15 protein-coding genes and 2 rRNA genes are annotated in these 19610 nt (G+C 30.1%); 11 read left to right on the top strand and 6 right to left on the bottom strand.

The genetic code is table 11. The features are described from left to right. Window positions 1-74 precede the first annotated feature (74 nt). From zwf to rrf, 7 genes are all read left to right on the top strand, one after another. On the top strand, window positions 75-1475 hold the full coding sequence (gene zwf, locus CMOL_RS02435; RefSeq protein WP_239820572.1) for a glucose-6-phosphate dehydrogenase: 1401 nt from the start codon (window positions 75-77) through the stop codon (window positions 1473-1475). A 140-nt stretch (window positions 1476-1615) separates the two neighbouring features. Continuing rightward, a complete protein-coding gene (gene pgl, locus CMOL_RS02440; RefSeq protein ID WP_239820573.1) occupies window positions 1616-2296 on the top strand; it encodes a 6-phosphogluconolactonase in 681 nt (226 codons plus the stop codon). Next, window positions 2277-3290 (top strand): glucokinase, encoded by a 1014-nt coding sequence (locus CMOL_RS02445; RefSeq protein WP_239820574.1) that lies wholly within the window; start codon window positions 2277-2279, stop codon window positions 3288-3290. The genes pgl and CMOL_RS02445 overlap by 20 nt, the downstream gene beginning before the upstream one ends. Next, window positions 3287-4930, top strand: coding sequence for a glucose-6-phosphate isomerase (gene pgi, locus CMOL_RS02450; RefSeq protein WP_200283374.1), 1644 nt, complete (start codon window positions 3287-3289; stop codon window positions 4928-4930). Before CMOL_RS02445 ends, pgi begins: the two co-directional genes overlap by 4 nt. Window positions 4931-4941: 11 nt before the next feature. Next, complete coding sequence (locus tag CMOL_RS02455) at window positions 4942-6141, top strand: sugar MFS transporter (RefSeq protein ID WP_239820575.1); 1200 nt, start codon at window positions 4942-4944, stop codon at window positions 6139-6141. Between the two features lie 491 nt (window positions 6142-6632). Next, window positions 6633-9542: ribosomal RNA gene (locus CMOL_RS02460) — 23S ribosomal RNA — on the top strand. 116 nt (window positions 9543-9658) lie between these two features. Next, window positions 9659-9775 (top strand): 5S ribosomal RNA (gene rrf, locus CMOL_RS02465). 1204 nt (window positions 9776-10979) lie between these two features. Here rrf and CMOL_RS02470 read toward each other — a convergent pair. After that, window positions 10980-11177 (bottom strand): hypothetical protein, encoded by a 198-nt coding sequence (locus tag CMOL_RS02470; RefSeq protein ID WP_200282964.1) that lies wholly within the window; start codon window positions 11175-11177, stop codon window positions 10980-10982. A 424-nt stretch (window positions 11178-11601) separates the two neighbouring features. Then, entirely contained in the window at window positions 11602-12018 is a 417-nt protein-coding gene (locus CMOL_RS02475; RefSeq protein ID WP_239820576.1) for a PepSY-like domain-containing protein, read from the bottom strand. Between the two features lie 102 nt (window positions 12019-12120). On the opposite strand from CMOL_RS02475, the gene CMOL_RS02480 reads away from it, so the two are divergent. After that, window positions 12121-12639: a rhomboid family intramembrane serine protease gene (locus tag CMOL_RS02480; protein ID WP_239820577.1), complete on the top strand. Its 519-nt coding sequence runs from the start codon at window positions 12121-12123 to the stop codon at window positions 12637-12639. A gap of 23 nt (window positions 12640-12662) precedes the next feature. Here CMOL_RS02480 and rpoD read toward each other — a convergent pair whose 3' ends face one another. Continuing rightward, complete coding sequence (gene rpoD, locus CMOL_RS02485) at window positions 12663-14528, bottom strand: RNA polymerase sigma factor RpoD (protein ID WP_239820578.1); 1866 nt, start codon at window positions 14526-14528, stop codon at window positions 12663-12665. 75 nt (window positions 14529-14603) lie between these two features. After that, window positions 14604-15497, bottom strand: coding sequence for a LysR family transcriptional regulator (locus tag CMOL_RS02490; RefSeq protein WP_239820579.1), 894 nt, complete (start codon window positions 15495-15497; stop codon window positions 14604-14606). Between the two features lie 152 nt (window positions 15498-15649). Between CMOL_RS02490 and CMOL_RS02495 the strand changes: the two genes are divergently transcribed. Both CMOL_RS02495 and CMOL_RS02500 read left to right on the top strand, forming a co-directional pair. Continuing rightward, window positions 15650-16738, top strand: a complete 1089-nt coding sequence (locus CMOL_RS02495) for a YeiH family protein (RefSeq protein ID WP_239820580.1) — start codon at window positions 15650-15652, stop codon at window positions 16736-16738. An 89-nt stretch (window positions 16739-16827) separates the two neighbouring features. Beyond that, the gene (locus CMOL_RS02500) at window positions 16828-17400 is read left to right on the top strand and encodes a hypothetical protein (RefSeq protein WP_200282995.1); all 573 of its coding nucleotides are present in this window, start codon (window positions 16828-16830) and stop codon (window positions 17398-17400) included. Window positions 17401-17402: 2 nt separating this feature from the next. Here the strand turns inward: CMOL_RS02500 and rsmG are convergent, their stop codons facing one another. Together rsmG and ribA are read right to left on the bottom strand one after the other, a co-directional pair. Next, entirely contained in the window at window positions 17403-17993 is a 591-nt protein-coding gene (gene rsmG, locus CMOL_RS02505; RefSeq protein WP_239820581.1) for a 16S rRNA (guanine(527)-N(7))-methyltransferase RsmG, read from the bottom strand. Beyond that, complete coding sequence (gene ribA, locus CMOL_RS02510; RefSeq protein WP_239820582.1) at window positions 17990-18550, bottom strand: GTP cyclohydrolase II; 561 nt, start codon at window positions 18548-18550, stop codon at window positions 17990-17992. The genes rsmG and ribA overlap by 4 nt, the downstream gene beginning before the upstream one ends. 66 nt (window positions 18551-18616) lie before the next feature. Here ribA and hemB point away from each other — a divergent pair, with 66 nt between their 5' ends. Then, complete coding sequence (gene hemB, locus CMOL_RS02515; RefSeq protein WP_239820583.1) at window positions 18617-19600, top strand: porphobilinogen synthase; 984 nt, start codon at window positions 18617-18619, stop codon at window positions 19598-19600. Window positions 19601-19610: the final 10 nt, after the last annotated feature.

Raw genomic sequence — 19610 nt, forward strand, 5'->3', positions numbered from 1 at the left:
AAAATTCTAAAATATGTTTTTAGCAATTAAAAATAAAGTTTTTGATATTAATTTCATACAATTAAGGAGAAAATATGCAAAGTTTCGATTTTATTTTATTTGGAGCCACTGGAGATTTAGCTATGAGAAAGATTTTCCCTTCTCTTTATCAAGCTTATGCAGATGGTTTTTTACCTCATATTGGAAAAGTGATCGCAACTGGTAGAAGTTTGTTAAATGTTGATGAATTTAAGGATAAGATGAGTCATAAATCAAAAATTCATATAAAAAATTGTGATGATAAAAAATGGGAAGAATTTACACACAATATTGATTATTTAAGTATAAATTTAAATGAAACAAAAGACTTTGAACTTTTAAAAGAAAAAATAAATAGTGAAAGTAAGAATATAGTTATTTATTTTTCAGTGTCTCCAGAATTTTTTATTAAGGCATGTAAAAATTTAGCATCAGTAGGTTTGAATGATGAGAGAGTTAAGATTATTTTAGAAAAACCTTTAGGTATGGATTTAAAATCTTGTCAAGCTATAAATAATGAAATAGCACAATATTATAATGAAAAACAAATTTATAGAATTGATCACTACTTGGGAAAAGAAAGTATACAAAATCTTTTAATTTTAAGAAGGTTTAATCCTATTTTTACTTCTTTATGGAAAAAAGATTATATTGATTATGTTGAAATTAGCGTTTTTGAAACTTTAGGAGTGGAAAGTCGAGGAGAATTTTACGATAGCACGGGTGCTTTAAGAGATATGATTCAAAATCATATTTTGCAAATTCTTTCTTTGGTTGCTATGAAAATACCAGATACTCTTGATGCTGATTCTATAAGAAGTGCAAAATTACAACTTTTAAGAAATTTAAAACCTTTAGATGATGAAAATATAAAAACAAATGTTATTAGGGCTCAATACAGCCAATCAGGAGAATTTAAAGCCTATTTAAATGAAGATAATATTAAAGAAAATAGTCAAACAGAAACTTTTGTCGCTATAAAAGTTGAGCTTTTAGATGAAAACTGGAAAAATGTCCCATTTTATATTAGAACAGGTAAAAGAATGGCTAACTCTTTTGCCCAAATTGTTATTTATTTTAAAGATCAACAATATCAAGATATCCATCCTAATAAACTTATAATACGTTTACAGCCAGAAAATCAAATTTCTTTAAATTTAAAAGTAAAAAAAATTGGTAAAACAATGGATTATGAGGAAAATAATCTAATTTTAAATTTAAATAGCACTTTAGTTATGCAACCATATGAAAGATTAATTTTGGATGTAATAGAGGGCAATCAAGCTTCCTTTAATCATAAAGAAGAATTAGAAGCCTCTTGGGCTTGGATTGATCCTATTTTAGAAAATTGGAAAAATAATAAAACACCTTTATATTCTTATTTTGCAGGAAGCTGGGGGCCTAAGGAATCGTTTGATTTGATTCAAAAAGATCAACGTGAATGGTATAATGCTTAATATATTAAAACAAAATTTGAGTAATTATGAAACAAATTTGTTTAAATTTTTCAGTAATTTTTGTTTATTTTGATGATTATTAAGTAAAACTCTGTTACACTTTATTTAATTAAATTTATGAAGCAGCAAATGGAGGAAAAATGGCATTTAAAATGCATGAATTTTCAGATTTAGAGTCTTGTAATAAGGCTTTGGTTGAGGCTGTTGTATTATCTATTGATCAAATTTTATCAGATAAGCAAAGTGTGAATTTAGCTTTTTCTGGAGGAAAGTCTCCAGTTTTATTTTTAGAAATGCTAAGTAAAAAAGCTTGTACTTGGGATAAATGCAATATTTCTTTGGTTGATGAGAGAATAGTTGAACTTGATCATGAAGATAGTAATGCAAGGTTAATAAAAATGCATTTTTTAAAAAATTTAGCCCAAAAAGCACATTTTAAACCTTTTTTTAAAGATTGTAAACTTTCTTTAGAAGATTTGGTTAAAAATGCAAATAAATTTTACAATCAACCTGATATTGCTATTCTTGGTATGGGTGGAGATGGTCATACAGCTTCTTTATTTCCTGAAGCAAATGAAATCAACTTTGCTTTAACAACTCAAAAAAATATTATTTCAGTAACTCCTAAAAATGCCCCATATAAAAGACTTTCCATGTCTTTATCAGCATTAGAAAATTGCAATGAGTTATTTTTATCTATAGCTACAAGAGAAAAGCAACTCGTTTTCAATGAGGCTGCTAAGGATTTAAATCCTAAATTTCCTATATCTTATATACTTCATTCAAAAAAGGTAATGTGCAATGTCTACTTCTCAAAATAAAAAATCATATCCAAGACTTTTAGCTGATATTGGGGGCACTAATGCTCGATTTGCATTGGAAGTTATGCCGAGTAAAATTGATAATGTTGAAGTTTTAGCTTGTCAAGATTACAATACCGTTGTTGATGCAGCAAAAACTTATTTAAGTAAAGTTGGCAATCCAGTAGTTCGATTTGGTGCTTTTGCCATTGCTAATCCTGTTTTGGGTGATTGGGTTCAAATGACAAATCATCATTGGGCTTTTTCAATCGAGACAACAAGACAAGCTTTAAATTTGGAATCTTTAATCTTAATTAACGATTTTACAGCTCAAGCTTATGCTATAACCAAAATGCCACTTTCTGAATTGATGCAAGTTGGTGGAAGTTCTTGTGAGGTATATGCACCAAAAGCTGTTTTAGGTCCTGGAACAGGACTTGGAGTGAGTGGTTTAATACCCTGTAATGAGTGCGGATATACTGCTTTAGCCGGAGAAGGCGGGCATGTTAGTTTTGCTCCTTTTGATGATACTGAAATAATGATTTGGCAGTATGCAAAGAAAAAATATGGTCATGTATCAGCTGAGCGTTTTTTAAGTGGAGCGGGTTTGGTGCTTATATATGAAGCTTTAGCTAATAGAGAAGGTATTAAGCATTCTAAAATGACTCCAGAACTTATTAGCGAGCAAGCTTTAAGTGGTAATTCGCCTTTGTGTCGATTAACTTTAGATATATTTTGCGCTATGTTGGGTACAGTTTCTTCAAATTTAGCTTTAACTTTAGGAGCTAGAGGTGGAGTTTATCTTTGCGGAGGAATTATTCCTAGATTTATTGATTATTTCAAAACATCACCTTTTAGAATTCGTTTTGAAAATAAAGGAAGATTTGATGCTTATTTGGCTGCTATTCCTGTTTATGTGGTTTTAGCAAAATATCCGGGTATTAGTGGAGCTGCGGTTGCTTTAGAAAATCATTTAAAAGATTATTCTTTAAAAGAAGTGAAAGGTGAAAAATGAAATCTTTAACACATTTAAATTCTTATAAGGAATTGCACAATCATTTTTTAAACATAAAAGATGTGCACATGAGAGATCTATTTAGAGAAGATCAAAATAGAGGAATGAGATATTTTCTTGAGACAGATTATTTAAAACTTGATTATTCAAAAAATCGCATCAATGATGAAACCTTAAAATTATTGTTTAATCTAGCCAATGAATGTTCTTTAAAAGAAAAAATGATAGCCATGTTTAAAGGTGAAAAGATTAATACAACCGAAAATAGAGCTGTTTTACATACTGCTTTAAGAAATAAGAGTAATCATTCAATTATGATTGATGATATGGATATTATGCCCAATGTTAGAGAAGTTTTAACAAAAATGCAAAATTTTTCAGATTCTTTGCGTTCTGGTGCTTGGCTTGGATATACAAATCAAGTGATTACAGATATAGTAAATATAGGCATAGGCGGATCTGATTTGGGAGCTTTAATGGTTTGTGAAGCTTTAAAAAATTTTGGACATCCAAGATTGCATATGCATTTTGTTTCTAATGTGGATGGAGCACAATTACAAGGTGTTTTAGATCAGGTACATCCTGAAACAACTTTATTTATAGTAGCCTCTAAAACTTTCTCAACCCAAGAAACTTTAACTAATGCATTTACAGCTAGAAAATGGTTTTTAAATCATGCTTTAGATGAAAAATATATTGCAAAACATTTTGTAGCAGTTTCAACCAATAAAGAAGCAGTAAAAGAATTTGGAATTGATTCAAATAATATGTTCGAATTTTGGAATTGGGTTGGCGGACGTTATAGTTTATGGTCTGCTATAGGTTTGTCTATTATGATTTATTTAGGTAAAGAAAATTTCTCATCTTTATTAGAAGGTGCTTATATAATGGATGAACATTTTTATAACCAGCCATTTGAAAAAAATATGCCCGTCATTTTAGGTTTAATCGGTGTTTGGTATATAAATTTTTTTGATGCTGGTAGCCATATTATAGCTCCTTATGATTCTGTACTAAAATATCTCCCTAAATTTATACAGCAGTTAGATATGGAGAGTAATGGTAAGCAGGTTAGAAAAGATGGAAAAAAAGTTGATTATGACACAGGCCCAATTATTTGGGGTGATACGGGTATTAATGCTCAACATGCTTTTTTTCAGCTTCTACATCAAGGAACACATTTAAGCCCTATTGATTTAATTGCATCTTTGAGTAAAAAAGGAAGTTTGCCAGGGCACCATGAAATTTTACTTAGTAATGTTTTTGCTCAAGCTGAAGCTTTTATGAAAGGAAAAACTCTTGAAGAAGTTCAAAAAGAAATGTCTAGTAAGGGATTTAGCGAAGAGCAAATTCATAAACTTGCACCTCATAGGGTTTTTTCAGGTAATAGACCTAGTAATATTATTTTACTTAATGAAATTAATCCTAAAAGTATAGGTTCTTTGGTCGCTTTATATGAACATAAAATTTTTGTTCAAGGCGTAATTTGGGGTATTAATAGTTTTGATCAATGGGGAGTTGAGCTTGGTAAAGAACTTGTAAAAACTATTTTATCAGAGCTTCAAGGTGGAAAAATTCAAGAGCACGATAGCTCTACAAAACATCTAATACAAATTTATAAAAATTTTAATTCAATTTAGAAGGGAAAAATATGCAAACTAAGTCTAATAATTTTGCATTAGTAGCTTTAACAGCTTTATTTTTTGTTATGGGATTTATTACGGTATTAAATGATATTTTAATACCCCATCTTAAAGTAATATTTGAACTTAACCATTTTGAATCAGCTTTAGTGCAATTTTGCTTTTTTGGAGCTTATTTTGTAACTGGTGGAGTTTTTGGTAAGCTTTTAGAGAAGATTGGTTATCCAGTAGGGATCGTTTTAGGTTTTATATTAACAGCCATTGGTTGTGTTTTGTTTTATCCAGCAGCTTCTATGGCTTCATATTCTATATTTTTAGGAGCTTTTTTTATATTGGCAAGTGGAGTTGTTTTATTACAAACAGCTGGGAATCCATTTGTAACTTTGCTTGCTCCAGGAAAGGAAGCTACAGCTTTAACATTAGTTCAGGCTTTTAATTCTTTAGGGACGACCTTGGGGCCAATTTTTGGTGCTGCTTTTATACTTTCAGATACTGTAAAATATGCAAGTAAGTTAGAAGAAGCTCAATCTGTTCAGATTCCTTATTTGGCAATTGCTGGAATTTTAATTCTTTTAGCTATTGTGATATATCTTTTAAAACTTCCAGATATAAGGAAAAGAACTGAAGTGGTTAATGAGGAAAATTATGATAAAAAAGAGAGTCTTTTTGAATATCCTCATTTTGTTCTAGGGGCAGCAGCTATATTTTTTTATGTTGGAGCTGAAGTATCTATAGGTTCTTTTTTAATTTTAACTATGGAAAAATTTGCAAACATTAAAGAAATAACAGCAGCAAAGTATATAGTTTATTATTGGGGTGGAGCTATGATAGGAAGATTTATAGGAAGCTTTATCATGACTAAAATCGCTCCAAATAAATGTTTAGCATTTAATTCTATTATTAATATTTGTTTAATTATAATAGCTATTTTAATTGGTGGAAAAATTGCCATGATAGCTTTGTTAATGATAGGACTTTTTAATTCTATTATGTTTCCAACTATTTTTTCTTTAGCGACAAAAAAACTAGGTAAATTCACAAGTAGAGCCTCTGGACTTATCAGCATGGCTATTGTTGGTGGAGCTTTAATGCCACCAGTGCAAGGTTTAGTTGCTGATTATTTTAATTTGCTTATTTCCTATATAGTCCCATTATTGTGCTATTTTTATATTTTATTTTTTGCTTTTAGAGGATATAAAACCAAATAATTAAAACAAAAAGTGAGATTTTCACTTTTTGTTTCATCTTATTTTAAGCTTATTGTATATATAATTCCAGTTTTTACTTTAGAAACATTTTTTATTTTATAAAAAAAATACTAAAGTTATGTTCTTTTACTTACCAATGTTAAAAGTCACAAGCAAGTTTTAAAAACAATTTTACTGAACTTGTTAAAGAATAAAACTTCACTGTCTTTTTCTTTAAAAAACTAAAAAGAATTTAAAATTAATGTTTTTAGTGCTTTATTAATTATTTTTTATCATAAAATAAATATTTAAATAAAAAATTAAAAAATATATTTAATTTTCTTTCTTTATTTCTTTTTTTAAAGAATAAGTTTTAAACTTCACAGCTTATATTGTTGCTTAATATAAGTGTTTAAATGCTTTCCGTCTTAAGACAGATATTAAAGAAGTCTTATTATAAAAACTTTAACAAGGAAGTGATGCGTTTTAGAATCAACTAAAAAAAGGTAAAAAGGTAAGCTACTAAGAGCGAATGGTGGATGCCTTGACTGGTAAAGGCGATGAAGGACGTACTAGACTGCGATAAGCTACGGGGAGCTGTCAAGAAGCTTTGATCCGTAGATTTCCGAATGGGGCAACCCAATGTATAGAGATATACATTACCTAATATAGGAGCGAACGAGGGGAATTGAAACATCTTAGTACCCTCAGGAAAAGAAATCAATAGAGATTACGTCAGTAGCGGCGAGCGAAAGCGTAAGAGGGCAAACCCAATGCCTTGCATTGGGGGTTGTAGGACTGCAATGTGCAATAAGTGAGGTTAGCAGAACATTCTGGAAAGTATAGCCATAGAGGGTGATAGTCCCGTATGCGAAAACCAAACTTTAGCTAGCAGTATCCTGAGTAGGGCGAAACACGTGGAATTTTGTCTGAAGCTGGGTCGACCACGATCCAACCCTAAATACTAATACCAGATCGATAGTGCACAAGTACCGTGAGGGAAAGGTGAAAAGAACTGAGGTGATCAGAGTGAAATAGAACCTGAAACCATTTGCTTACAATCATTCAGAGCCCTATGGTGCAAACCAGGGTGATGGACTGCCTTTTGCATAATGAGCCTGCGAGTTGTGGTGTCTGGCAAGGTTAAGCACACGCGAAGCCGTAGCGAAAGCGAGTCTGAATAGGGCGCTTAGTCAGATGCTGCAGACCCGAAACGAAGTGATCTATCCATGAGCAAGTTGAAGCTAGTGTAAGAACTAGTGGAGGACTGAACCCATAGGCGTTGAAAAGCCCCGGGATGACTTGTGGATAGGGGTGAAAGGCCAATCAAACTTCGTGATAGCTGGTTCTCTCCGAAATATATTTAGGTATAGCGTTGTGTCGTAGTATAAGGGGGTAGAGCACTGAATGGGCTAGGGCATACACCAATGTACCAAACCCTATCAAACTCCGAATACCTTATATGTAATCACAGCAGTCAGGCGGCGAGTGATAAAATCCGTCGTCAAGAGGGAAACAACCCAGACTACCAGCTAAGGTCCCTAAATCTTACTTAAGTGGAAAACGATGTGAAGTTACTTAAACAACCAGGAGGTTGGCTTAGAAGCAGCCATCCTTTAAAGAAAGCGTAATAGCTCACTGGTCTAGTGATTTTGCGCGGAAAATATAACGGGGCTAAAGTAAGTACCGAAGCTGTAGACTTGACTTTGTCAAGTGGTAGGAGAGCGTTCTATTTGCGTCGAAGGTATACCGGTAAGGAGTGCTGGAGCGAATAGAAGTGAGCATGCAGGCATGAGTAGCGATAATTAATGTGAGAATCATTAACGCCGTAAACCCAAGGTTTCCTACGCGATGCTCGTCATCGTAGGGTTAGTCGGGTCCTAAGCCGAGTCCGAAAGGGGTAGGTGATGGCAAATTGGTTAATATTCCAATACCAACATTAGTGTGCGATGGAAGGACGCTTAGGGCTAAGCAAGCTAGCGGATGGAAGTGCTAGTCGAAGGTTGTAGGAGCTTATACAGGCAAATCCGTATAAGAATACTCCGAGAACTGACAGGCTTTTTGAAGTCTTCGGATGGATAGAAGAATTGCTGATGCCGTCGAGCCAAGAAAAGTTTCTAAGTTTAGCTAATGTTGCCCGTACCGTAAACCGACACAGGTGGGTGGGATGAGTATTCTAAGGCGCGTGGAAGAACTCTCTTTAAGGAACTCTGCAAAATAGCACCGTATCTTCGGTATAAGGTGTGGTTCGCTTCGTACTAGGATTTACTCCGAAAGCGAAGAAACTTACAACAAAGAGTCCCTCCCGACTGTTTACCAAAAACACAGCACTCTGCTAACTCGTAAGAGGATGTATAGGGTGTGACGCCTGCCCGGTGCTCGAAGGTTAATTGATAGGGTTAGCATTAGCGAAGCTCTTGATCGAAGCCCGAGTAAACGGCGGCCGTAACTATAACGGTCCTAAGGTAGCGAAATTCCTTGTCGGTTAAATACCGACCTGCATGAATGGCGTAACGAGATGGGAGCTGTCTCAAAGAGGGATCCAGTGAAATTGTAGTGGAGGTGAAAATTCCTCCTACCCGCGGCAAGACGGAAAGACCCCGTGGACCTTTACTACAGCTTGACACTGCTATTTGGATAAGAATGTGCAGGATAGGTGGGAGGCTTTGAGTATATGACGCCAGTTGTATATGAGCCATTGTTGAGATACCACTCTTTCTTATTTGGGTAGCTAACCAGCTTGAGTTATCCTCAAGTGGGACAATGTCTGGTGGGTAGTTTGACTGGGGCGGTCGCCTCCCAAATAATAACGGAGGCTTACAAAGGTTGGCTCAAAACGGTTGGAAATCGTTTGTAGAGTATAAAGGTATAAGCCAGCTTAACTGCAAGACATACAAGTCAAGCAGAGACGAAAGTCGGTCTTAGTGATCCGGTGGTTCTGTGTGGAAGGGCCATCGCTCAAAGGATAAAAGGTACCCCGGGGATAACAGGCTGATCTCCCCCAAGAGCTCACATCGACGGGGAGGTTTGGCACCTCGATGTCGGCTCATCGCATCCTGGGGCTGGAGCAGGTCCCAAGGGTATGGCTGTTCGCCATTTAAAGCGGTACGCGAGCTGGGTTCAGAACGTCGTGAGACAGTTCGGTCCCTATCTGCCGTGGGCGTAAGAAGATTGAAGAGATTTGACCCTAGTACGAGAGGACCGGGTTGAACAAACCACTGGTGTAGCTGTTGTTCTGCCAAGAGCATCGCAGCGTAGCTAAGTTTGGAAAGGATAAACGCTGAAAGCATCTAAGCGTGAAGCCAACTCTAAGATGAATCTTCTCTAAGCTCTCTAGAAGACTACTAGTTTGATAGGCTGGGTGTGTAATGGATGAAAGTCTTTTAGCTGACCAGTACTAATAGAGCGTTTGGCTTATCTTTTTAATAAGCATCACTTCCTTGTTAAGGTTTTTACCTTAAAAAGAAAGAGTAAAGTTTTTAACTTGCTTTTAACATTGTTTTTTAAGTATTTTTAATAAGAATATTTAAATAACAATGTCCGTGATTATACAGATGTGGAAACGCCTTGCTCCATCCCGAACCAAGAAGCTAAGCACATCGTGGGTGATGATACTACGCCTTACTGGCAGGGGGAAAGTAGCTCATTGCGGGCTTGTTAATTTATTCTACTTCTTAATTATAATCTTTATTTAATCTTTTATTCTTTTTAATATAATAAGTTTAGTTAATGTTAGTTTGCTTAGTTATTTATATAGATTTATTTTACTTTTTAAGTTATTAATTGGTTTAAGGTTTTATTTGTGTCTTAATTTAGATTATAGTTTTTAACTAATGTTTGATTGGTTTAGATTAATCTTTATTTTTCATATCTTTGATTTGGTTATTTAATAAAAGAATTTAGTTTAAGGTTTGTATTTGCTTGTCTTGTTTAGTTATATAGCTTTAGCTAATATTTGATTGGTTTTTGTTTTTCTTGGTTGTTATGGTTAAGTTAGTCTTGTATAGTTAAGCTTTTTAGGGTTAGTCTTATTAAAATGAGTTTTATGGATCTTGTTAAATTAGTCTTTTATTTTTTTATTTGAATGCTTTGTATGTTTTAGCTTTTGTTGTTTTAGTTTGTGAATTGATTGTATATAGGAGTTTTTAGTTTAGAGTTTGAGTTTATTCAATGATTTAATAAGATAGGTGTTTGTAAAAAATAGTTTTTAAAATTTAACCTAAACCCTAGTTTGTCCTATGAGATTATTAAGTCTATCCATTATATTATTTACAAAAGAATCTATACTTTATTTTTCATATCTTTTATTTAGGCTTTAATTTATTTAAAAGGATTTTAGTTTAGAGTTTGAGTTTATTCAATGATTTATGAGAAATGTTTTAGTGTTTTTTGGAATTTATTCTATAGTTTGTTTAAAAGTTAGTTGATTAATAGTAGTTGCTCTTAAGATTGATTGTCTAGTTAAGGTTATACTTTTTAAATAATAAAAGTTTTTGGTTTATAATATAGGTTTTTATTGTTATAGGTTAAAGTTGATTTTATGTTTTTAATTAATAGTTCTTTTTAAAGTTTTATTCTTAAAAATATTATTATATTGAGTTGTAACTATGGTTTTTAAAGTTTTATAATTAGAAAAATATTTATCTTTTTAGTTTTTATTCGTATGGGTTTTTGCTTTGATTTGGTTAGTTTTAGAATTTGTATTTATAAAGATTTATTATTATAGTTTAGTTAAGCGGAGAGGTTGATTAAATTTTTCATTGTATTGTTTTTGAAATATATACTATTTTAAATAATTAAAAAATTCGTATTTGGAATAAAACTCTATTTTTTATTAGTCAAAAAAACTTAACGAACTTCTAAACCTTAATATTCACACTCCTATGTTTAGTTTTAGAACTTAATTTATTAAGATGATTGGTATTAGAGTTGGAATTGCTATTATTAGTGTTAGGATTATTGTTATTGCTATTAGAATTGTTATTTGTATTGCCATTATCTATTTTTATATTAAAAAGAATTTCTAATTCTTTTGCTAAATCAAATTTATTTTTCAAGAAGTTTTTTATGAGTTTATTTCTTATATTGTCATCTTTGTATGTTTCTTTGTTTTTGCTTTTTAATTGGTTTTAAGGGTTTGATTTATTTTCGTTTGTTGTGTTACTTTTTATATAATCTCATATTTATAAACGTTAAATTGATCCATTCTGTTCATTAGAAGATTTTATACGAATGGAATAAGTTAAATAATTAGAATTTATAAAGGATATAAAATCTTTTTATTAATATTTTATTAAAATCCACTTTTACTAGTTTGTTCTTCGATTTATAAAGAAAGCACAATTAAGATATTTCATTTTAGATATTTTTTGATGTTTCCCTGAAGCCAAAATCTACTAATTTTATATTAATAAATTTGCAGCATTTCTTATTAAAAGTCCTATTTAATGAAGAAAAATGAAGTGTTTAAAAACATTTCATTTAGTAGTCTGAACCTTTGTGTAAAATTGTGCCATTAAAATCGATATAAATTTTTATTCCATTACTAAGTTTTATTTTGTAATAATTGATTTTCCTCTCAATTTCCCTAGCTTTAATATTTGGAAATTTATTTTTTATAATATCAATAATATTAGAAGGAAGAAAATTAAAATCAAAAGGATCTAATTTGCTTTCTATTTCTTTCCAAGTTCCATCAGATTCAAACTCAAGTTCTAAGCCATTGCTAAGATAAACTTCATAAGAATTTCTATCTTTTTGGACTATACCTATGGAAGCATTAAAATTTTTTTTAATAAAAGTCTTGATATTGTCAGGCAGATTATCTGGAGATATAATAATATCAGCGTTTAAGCGAGTAAAAGAAATACAAATAAAGATTAAAAAAAATAATTTCAAGTTAATTTCCTAAAATGTAATTCTTATTATTCTAATTAATTTTATGTGAATTTTATGTGAATTTAAAGAAAATATTACAATTTTTAAACAAAGGTTTTAAATTTGATCACTTTATTTTTAATTTTTTTAAATATTATAATATATTTTATCACACCTTATAGTATTTATGGTTTATTTGGACTAAATATTTTATTTTTTAAGGGTAATTATTGGCAAATTTTAAGCTCCATGTTTTTACACGCAGGATTAACTCATCTTATTCTTAATATGATTGTACTTTTTCAATTTGGTAGTATATTGGAAAAATATTTAGGAAAGGTATATTTTTTATTGATTTATTTTGTTGGTGGCATACTTTGTTCACTTTTAAGTGCTGTATATATTTATTTTTTTGATTCTAGTGTTAATCTTATAGGTGCTAGCGGGGCAATTTGTGTTTTAATGGGCTATTTTGCTTTTTTAGATAGAAAGAGCACTTTAGGAATTATTATTGCAATTTTACTTATGAGTTTTATTCCCTTAATGATGGGAGTAAATATAGCTTGGTATGGGCATATATTTGGTTTTATTTGTGGTTTTATTTTAGCAAAAATAATGAGTATGAAAAAAAGATGCCTTTAAATTGGAAGTAAAGTTTGAAAATTTTACTTCCAACCCTCTATATAGTTTTTTAATTTTCTACCTACTTTAGGATGTTTTAATTTTTTTATAGCCGAGCTTTCTATTTGGCGTACTCTTTCTCGTGTAACATTAAGTTCTTTTCCTATTTCTTCTAAGGTTCTGTCGCTTTCATCTTCCATTAAACCAAAGCGCATTCTAATAACGGTTTTTTCTCTTTCATTGAGTTGATCCAAAACTTCATCTATTTGTTCTTTTAAATCATCTTTGAGTATATGATCTATAGGGGAAAGAGAATTTCTATCTTCTACAAAGTCTCCAAATTTACCATCATCATCACTACCAATTGGTGCTTCTAAAGAAATAGGTTCTTTGGTGATTTTTATAACTTGCTTTACTTTATCGACATTTAAACCAACTTCTTTAGCTATAACATTTACATCAGGTTCTTTACCATCTTTTTGCAAATGTTCTCGTATAATTTTGTTGATTTGATTGATTGTTTCTATCATATGAATAGGAATTCTTATTGTTCTTGCTTGATCAGCAATTGCTCTTGAAATAGCCTGACGTATCCACCAAGTCGCATAAGTTGAAAATTTATATCCTCGTTTATATTCAAATTTATCAACAGCTTTCATAAGACCTATATTGCCTTCTTGAATAAGATCTAAAAATGGTAATCCACGATTAGTATAACGTTTTGCTATACTTACAACTAAACGTAAATTTGATTTTGCCATTCTAGTTTTTGCTTCATCTGAGATTTTTTTACCTCGTTTAATTTGTTCTACGATTTCTTTGAGACGTTCTTTTTCTAAATCAAAACTTTTTTTACTTGCTTCTTTTGTTTGAAAAAGTTTTTTAATTTCCATATAAGTACTTACCATAGTAGCTTCAAGAGCTCTTTCTGTAATTTCTTCTTTGGTAAGTTTTGTGATATCTTTAAGTATATCGGCGTGACGATTTTTTAATTCTTCTGAAAACATAGGTAAACGGTATTCAAGACGTTTGAGTTCTTTATCAAATTCTTCATCACTCTTGAGTGCTGTTTCTATTGATTTGACTATTTCGCTAATTAATTTAGAAGTTGGTCCTAAATCCATTAATTTTTCTTTCAAGATATTTTTCTTAAATGCAATTCCTAATTTATCTAAAAGTTCATCGCCGCTTTCTTTATCTTTGGAAACTTTTAACCAATCTTTTTTTGCCTTTTCAAGAGCTTTAAATTTTTCTATAACTTTTAAGGTTCTTTCGTCTTCTTTTTTATTGTTTTTTTTCGAGGTATCTTCTTCATTTTCTAATTCTTCTTCATTTTCTAATTCTTCTTCATCAATATCATCAAGTTTATCTCCGTTTTTTTCTTCATCATCAAAACTTTTAAAGAGTTCTTTAACTCTTCTTTCTCTATTAATTAAAGGTTCGCGATAATCCAAAATAAAATCTATAAGATAAGGCACAGAACAAAAGGCATCAATAATAATATCTTCACCAAGTTCAATTTTTTTTGAAATTTCAACTTCTTCATCTTTGCTTAAAAGTGCAATTTGTCCCATCTCTCTTAAATACATACGCACGGGAGAATCAGATCTACTCCATTCAAGCAAATCATTTTCATTAGCTAGATCAAATTCGTTTTCAAGGCTAGTATCTTGAAGTTTTTGTTTTTCTTCTTGTAGTCTTTTAGCATCTTCAATATTTTTCATTTGTGCAATTTCCGCAGCTGAAAATAATTGCACTTTGTGTTTTTTCATTAGAGCGGCGATTTTTTTAACAGTAGTGCTAGTAGGTTGTTTATCTAGATATTTGACTAACTTTTCATAAGTGATATAGTCTTCTTCATTTTCTTTAAATAATTCTTCAAGTTCTAAATTTTGAGTTTTAGCATTCATTTGAATTTTTCCTTAAAACTTTTGATTATAACCTTTGATTTTACCACAATAATGCTTAACTTTTTTATAATTTTTTTATTGAATTTTGTAATTTTTTAGAAAAAATTCAAACTTCTCTAAAGCTCGATTAAAATTATAATTTTTTCTTTTTAGGGTATAAAATTTACGCTCAAAATTGATATTTTTGATTTTTACTTCATATAAAATTTTACTTTCTAATTCTCTTTCTATAGTTTTTTTTGAAAAAACAGAAATTGCTCCTTTTTGTAAAACAATTTCCTTAATAGCGGTCATCCTATCGATTTCTAAAAATATTTTTAATTTTTTAGCAGTAGAGCCAATTTCATTTAAAAATTTATCTCTAAGACCAGACCCCATTTCTCTTAAGATCCATTTTTCATCCAATAATTCGTCAATAAAAAATTCCTTTTTGCTAAGTTTTTTATCACTACTTGCAACAATGAGTTCATCTTTTTTCCAAAACTGCATATCTAAATCTTCATATTCCAATAAAGTCGGATTCAATTCTGTTTCAATTAAGGCAAATTCTATATGACCATTTTTTAATAAATTAAGACATTCTTTTGAATTCTCTGTTTGAAAATGTATTTTAATTTGCGGAAAAGCTGATTTAAATTCAAATAAAATAGTACCAAGAAAATGCTCGACAATGCTTTGAGTAGCTGCAATTTTTATATCTCCTAAAAGTATATTTTCATTATGCAAATCTTTTAAGCTTTTATGGTATTCTTGAACTAATCTCATCCAAATTTTCCCTAAAAATAAAGCTTTAGGGGTAGGTAATAACTTTTTACCCAATCTTTCAAATAAAACCCCTCCTAAACTATGCTCAATATTTTTAATTATAATTGAAATGCTAGATTGTGTCACGCCAAAATTGCTAGCTGTATAAGTAGGACTTTTTGTATTTAAAAGATCTAAAAAAATTTCCATATCTTTAATTTTCATCGTCATTGATTTAGCCTTTTACTAGTTTTCATTAAAATATTTTATCATAAAAATTGAAATAATATATTTTTATTATATTATAAAAATAATTATAATTTCAATAAAATATTAATTAAAGTAATATTTTATATTTTATTAGAAAGGAAATATTAATGAATGCAAAACATCTTAAGAGTATAATTAAATCCAATATTAAAGGCTTGATTTTTACAGCATGTATCGTAGCTTGTTCTATGTATCTTTCAAATATTCAAAGTATTAAAGATGCTACCCATCTTGCTGCTACTGCATTTGCTATTATTATTGGAGTTTTACTCTCTCCTTGGTTTTTTAAGTATCAACATACCTTTCAAGCTGGAGTTCATTTTAGTGCTAAAAAGCTTTTAAGATTAGGTATAGTTTTATATGGTTTTAATATTACATTGACTGAACTTTTAAGTGTAGGTTTTAATGGATTTATTCTTTCTGCTATTGTGGTAACTTTTATTTTTATCACCTCTGTTATTGTTGGAACAAAAATATTTAGACTTGATAAAGAAACCTCTATGCTTGTAGGTGCTGGTAGCGCTATTTGTGGAGCAGCAGCTGTATTAGCCTTAGAATCAAGTTTAAAAAGTGATCCTTTTAAAGGTATTTTGGCTGTAGGAACTGTAGTTATTTTCGGACTGATTTTTATGTTCTTATGTCCTTTTGGCTTTGCTTTTGATCTTATTCCTGGTTTTGATCAAAATGCCATGGGAGTTTATATGGGAGCAATTTTGCATGAAGTAGCCAATGTTGCAGGAGCTGCAGATATGGCAAAAGATATGGCTAATTTTGATCAAAAAGCTGCAAATATTGCAATTATTATTAAAATGATGAGAGTTATTTTACTTGTTCCATTTTTACTTATAGTGACTTATTTTGTTGCAAAAAATCAACATTCAAGTCATGGAAAAACTGCTAAAACTCTTACTATCCCTTATTTTGCTTTTGCTTTTTTAGCAATGATAGTTTTTAATACTTATTTAGCTAATAAAGAAAGCTTTTTAGGGATTGAAACTAGTATTATTGTAAATGTTGGAAGAAATCTTTGCACTATTTGTATTGTTTTTGCTATGGCAGCTTTAGGTTTGCAAATAGATTTTAAAAAATTTTTAAAAAGCGGTGCTAGAGTTTTCGGTTTAGCTTTGTTTTTAGGGATAGCTTTATTAATAGGAGGATATTTTTTAACTTTATTGTTTAAAGGAATTCTTTGGTAATAAAAATATTTTTAAAAGAAAATATTTTTTATTTAAAAATATGTATTATAATGTAAAGTCATTTTAAAATTCATTATAAAGGAAACAAAATGAAAAAGATTTTACTTAGTGCGGCAGTTTCTTTATTGCTTGCTTCAAATTTAAGCGCGTTTTCTTTTAAGCAAGATAGTTTAAAAGTTGATTTTGAAGGTTACAAAACCAAAGATATGGTTGGAGTTAGTGGAGAGTTTAAGGATGTAAAATATCATTTTTCCAAAAAAGCTAAAGATTTGGTAGGATATTTAAAAGGTGCAAAGGCTGTGATTAAGCCAAGTAGTGCATTTATGGGGGAGGGAAATGATGTAATTACACATAATATTACTAAAGTATTTTTCCCAAAATTCTTAGATAAGTCAGATATTAAAGTAATGTTTGAAGATATTGTTGCTGGAAATAATAAAGGTCTTATTTCTGCTAAAATTACCATGAATAAAAAAAGTATAATAGTTCCTTTAAGTTATACTATAGATAATGATAAATTTGTTGCTAAGGGACAACTTGATTTGCATGCATTTAAAAATAGCTCAGAAGCTTTAAAAGCTCTAAGTGATGCAGCTCCTGGACATGGAGGAATTTCTTGGCCTTTAGTAGATCTTACTTTTAGCGCAGATATAGTAAAATAATTTTAAGTAGCTTTTTGGCTACTTAAAATACAATATCTTCTAAACCCGTTTTCAAAAATTTTAAATTTTTTATTTTCTAAATCTTTGAGTTCTTTATAAATTTCACTACCTTTCCATAGAATAAAAATGGTTTTTTTAGAACTTAGATCTTTGCAAATTTGCATTAAAGGTTTTACATCCATTAAGGCTCTAGACGTGATAACATCAGCCTTAATATTATTTTTATTTTCCTGAGCCTTTTCTTTGCAAATATTTAAATAAGATAAATCACACTCTATTTTTATTGTTCTTAAAAAAGCAGCTTTTTTAGGATTTGGCTCAAAAAGATAAAAATTACTTTTAAGTAAAAAAGCTAAAAAAATAGCAGGAAATCCAGCTCCACTACCTATATCAACTATATTTTTTGCCTTTGTAAAATCAAAAAAATGAAGAATTTTTATACTATCTATAATATTTTCTTCGATATTTTGAATTTGAGTTAGATTATGAACTTTATTAAATTTGATCAAATTTTTTTGATAAATTTTTATCTTTTCTTCAAAATCTTTTTGATTAAAATTTTCTAAAATAGGGTATAAAAAATCCAAATTCAAAGCAAATGTCCCATTTGAGATTGTTTGATATCTAGATAATTTTTATTAAAACGATTTGGATTAATAAGTACAGGCACTCGTATTAAAATTTTATCCTTTAGACTTTCTAATTTTTCCGGATTGTTTGTAAGTAAATTTATTTTAGAAATTTTATAATGCTTAAGTATAAAATTTACTATTTCATAAGTTCTTTCATCAGCTTTAAATCCAAGTTCATGATTAGCTTCTATAGTATTTAAACCTTTATCTTGTAAAGCATAGGCATTTACTTTATTAAAAAGTCCAATTCCTCTGCCTTCTTGTCTAAGATATATAATCATACCACCATTTTGCTCAATGTATTTTAAAGAAAATTCTAATTGTTCGCCACAATCACATTTTAAACTTCCTAAGGCATCTCCTGTTAAACACTCTGAATGAATTCTAAGATTTAATATACCTTTAGGTTCATCTTTAAAGATACATAGGTGTTCTTTATCATTTTCTTTAAAACTTTGTATTTTAAAATTTCCCCATTTACTAGGTAAATTAGCTATTTCTGAAATTTTTATAGTCATTAGTCGCTTTCGTGTATAAATTTATGTTAAAATTTTAAAACAATTCTAGCATAAAAAGGACAAAAAATGTTTAAACGCTTTCGAAGACTTAGAATGAATGAAAATTTAAGATCAATGGTGAGAGAAAATTTTTTAAGTATTAATGATTTAATATATCCTCTTTTCGTTGTTAATGGCAAGAACATAAAAAAAGAAATTCCATCTATGCCAAATGTATTTCAAATGAGTTTGGATGAAATTTTAAAAGAATGTAAAATTATTCTTGATCTTGGAATAAAAGCGATTATACTTTTTGGAGTTCTTGAAAATGATAAAAAAGATAGTTGTGGAAGCGATGCGCTTGATGATGAAGGTTTAATTGCACGAAGTATAAGAGAAATTAAAAAAGAATTTCCTAATCTTTTTATCATTAGCGATCTTTGTTTTTGTGAATATACAGATCATGGGCATTGTGGTATTATTAGCTCAAAAACTAAAAGTGTGGATAATGACGCAACTTTAAAAATTTCAGCTAAACAAGCTTTAATTCATGCTAGAGCAGGAGTTGATATGATAGCACCAAGTGGAATGATGGATGGTATAATTGAAACTTTGCGTCAAGTACTTGATCAAGAAGGTTTTGAAAATTTACCTATTATGGCATATTCTACCAAATTTGCTTCAAGCTATTATGGACCATTTCGAGATGTGGCAGAATCAGCTCCTAGTTATGGCGATAGAAAAAGCTATCAAATGGATTTTGCTAACGCCAAAGAAGCTCTAGAGGAAAGTTTAGAGGATGAAAAACAAGGGGCTGATATTTTAATGGTTAAACCAGCTCTTGCCTATCTTGATATAGTAAAAGAAATTTCACTTCATTCAAATTTGCCTTTATGTGTTTACAATGTTAGTGGTGAATATGCTATGTTAAAAGTTGCAGAAAAAGCAGGTATAATTGATTATGAAAAGGTTTTATATGAGACAATGATAGCATTTAAAAGAGCAGGCGCAAAACTTATTATTACTTATCATGCTAAAGAGTTAGCTATAATGCTAAAAAATGAAAGCTAAATTTTATAAA

Origin of the sequence: Campylobacter sp. RM10537 (assembly GCF_022369435.1) — a bacterium.
GTDB lineage: Bacteria > Campylobacterota > Campylobacteria > Campylobacterales > Campylobacteraceae > Campylobacter_D > Campylobacter_D molothri.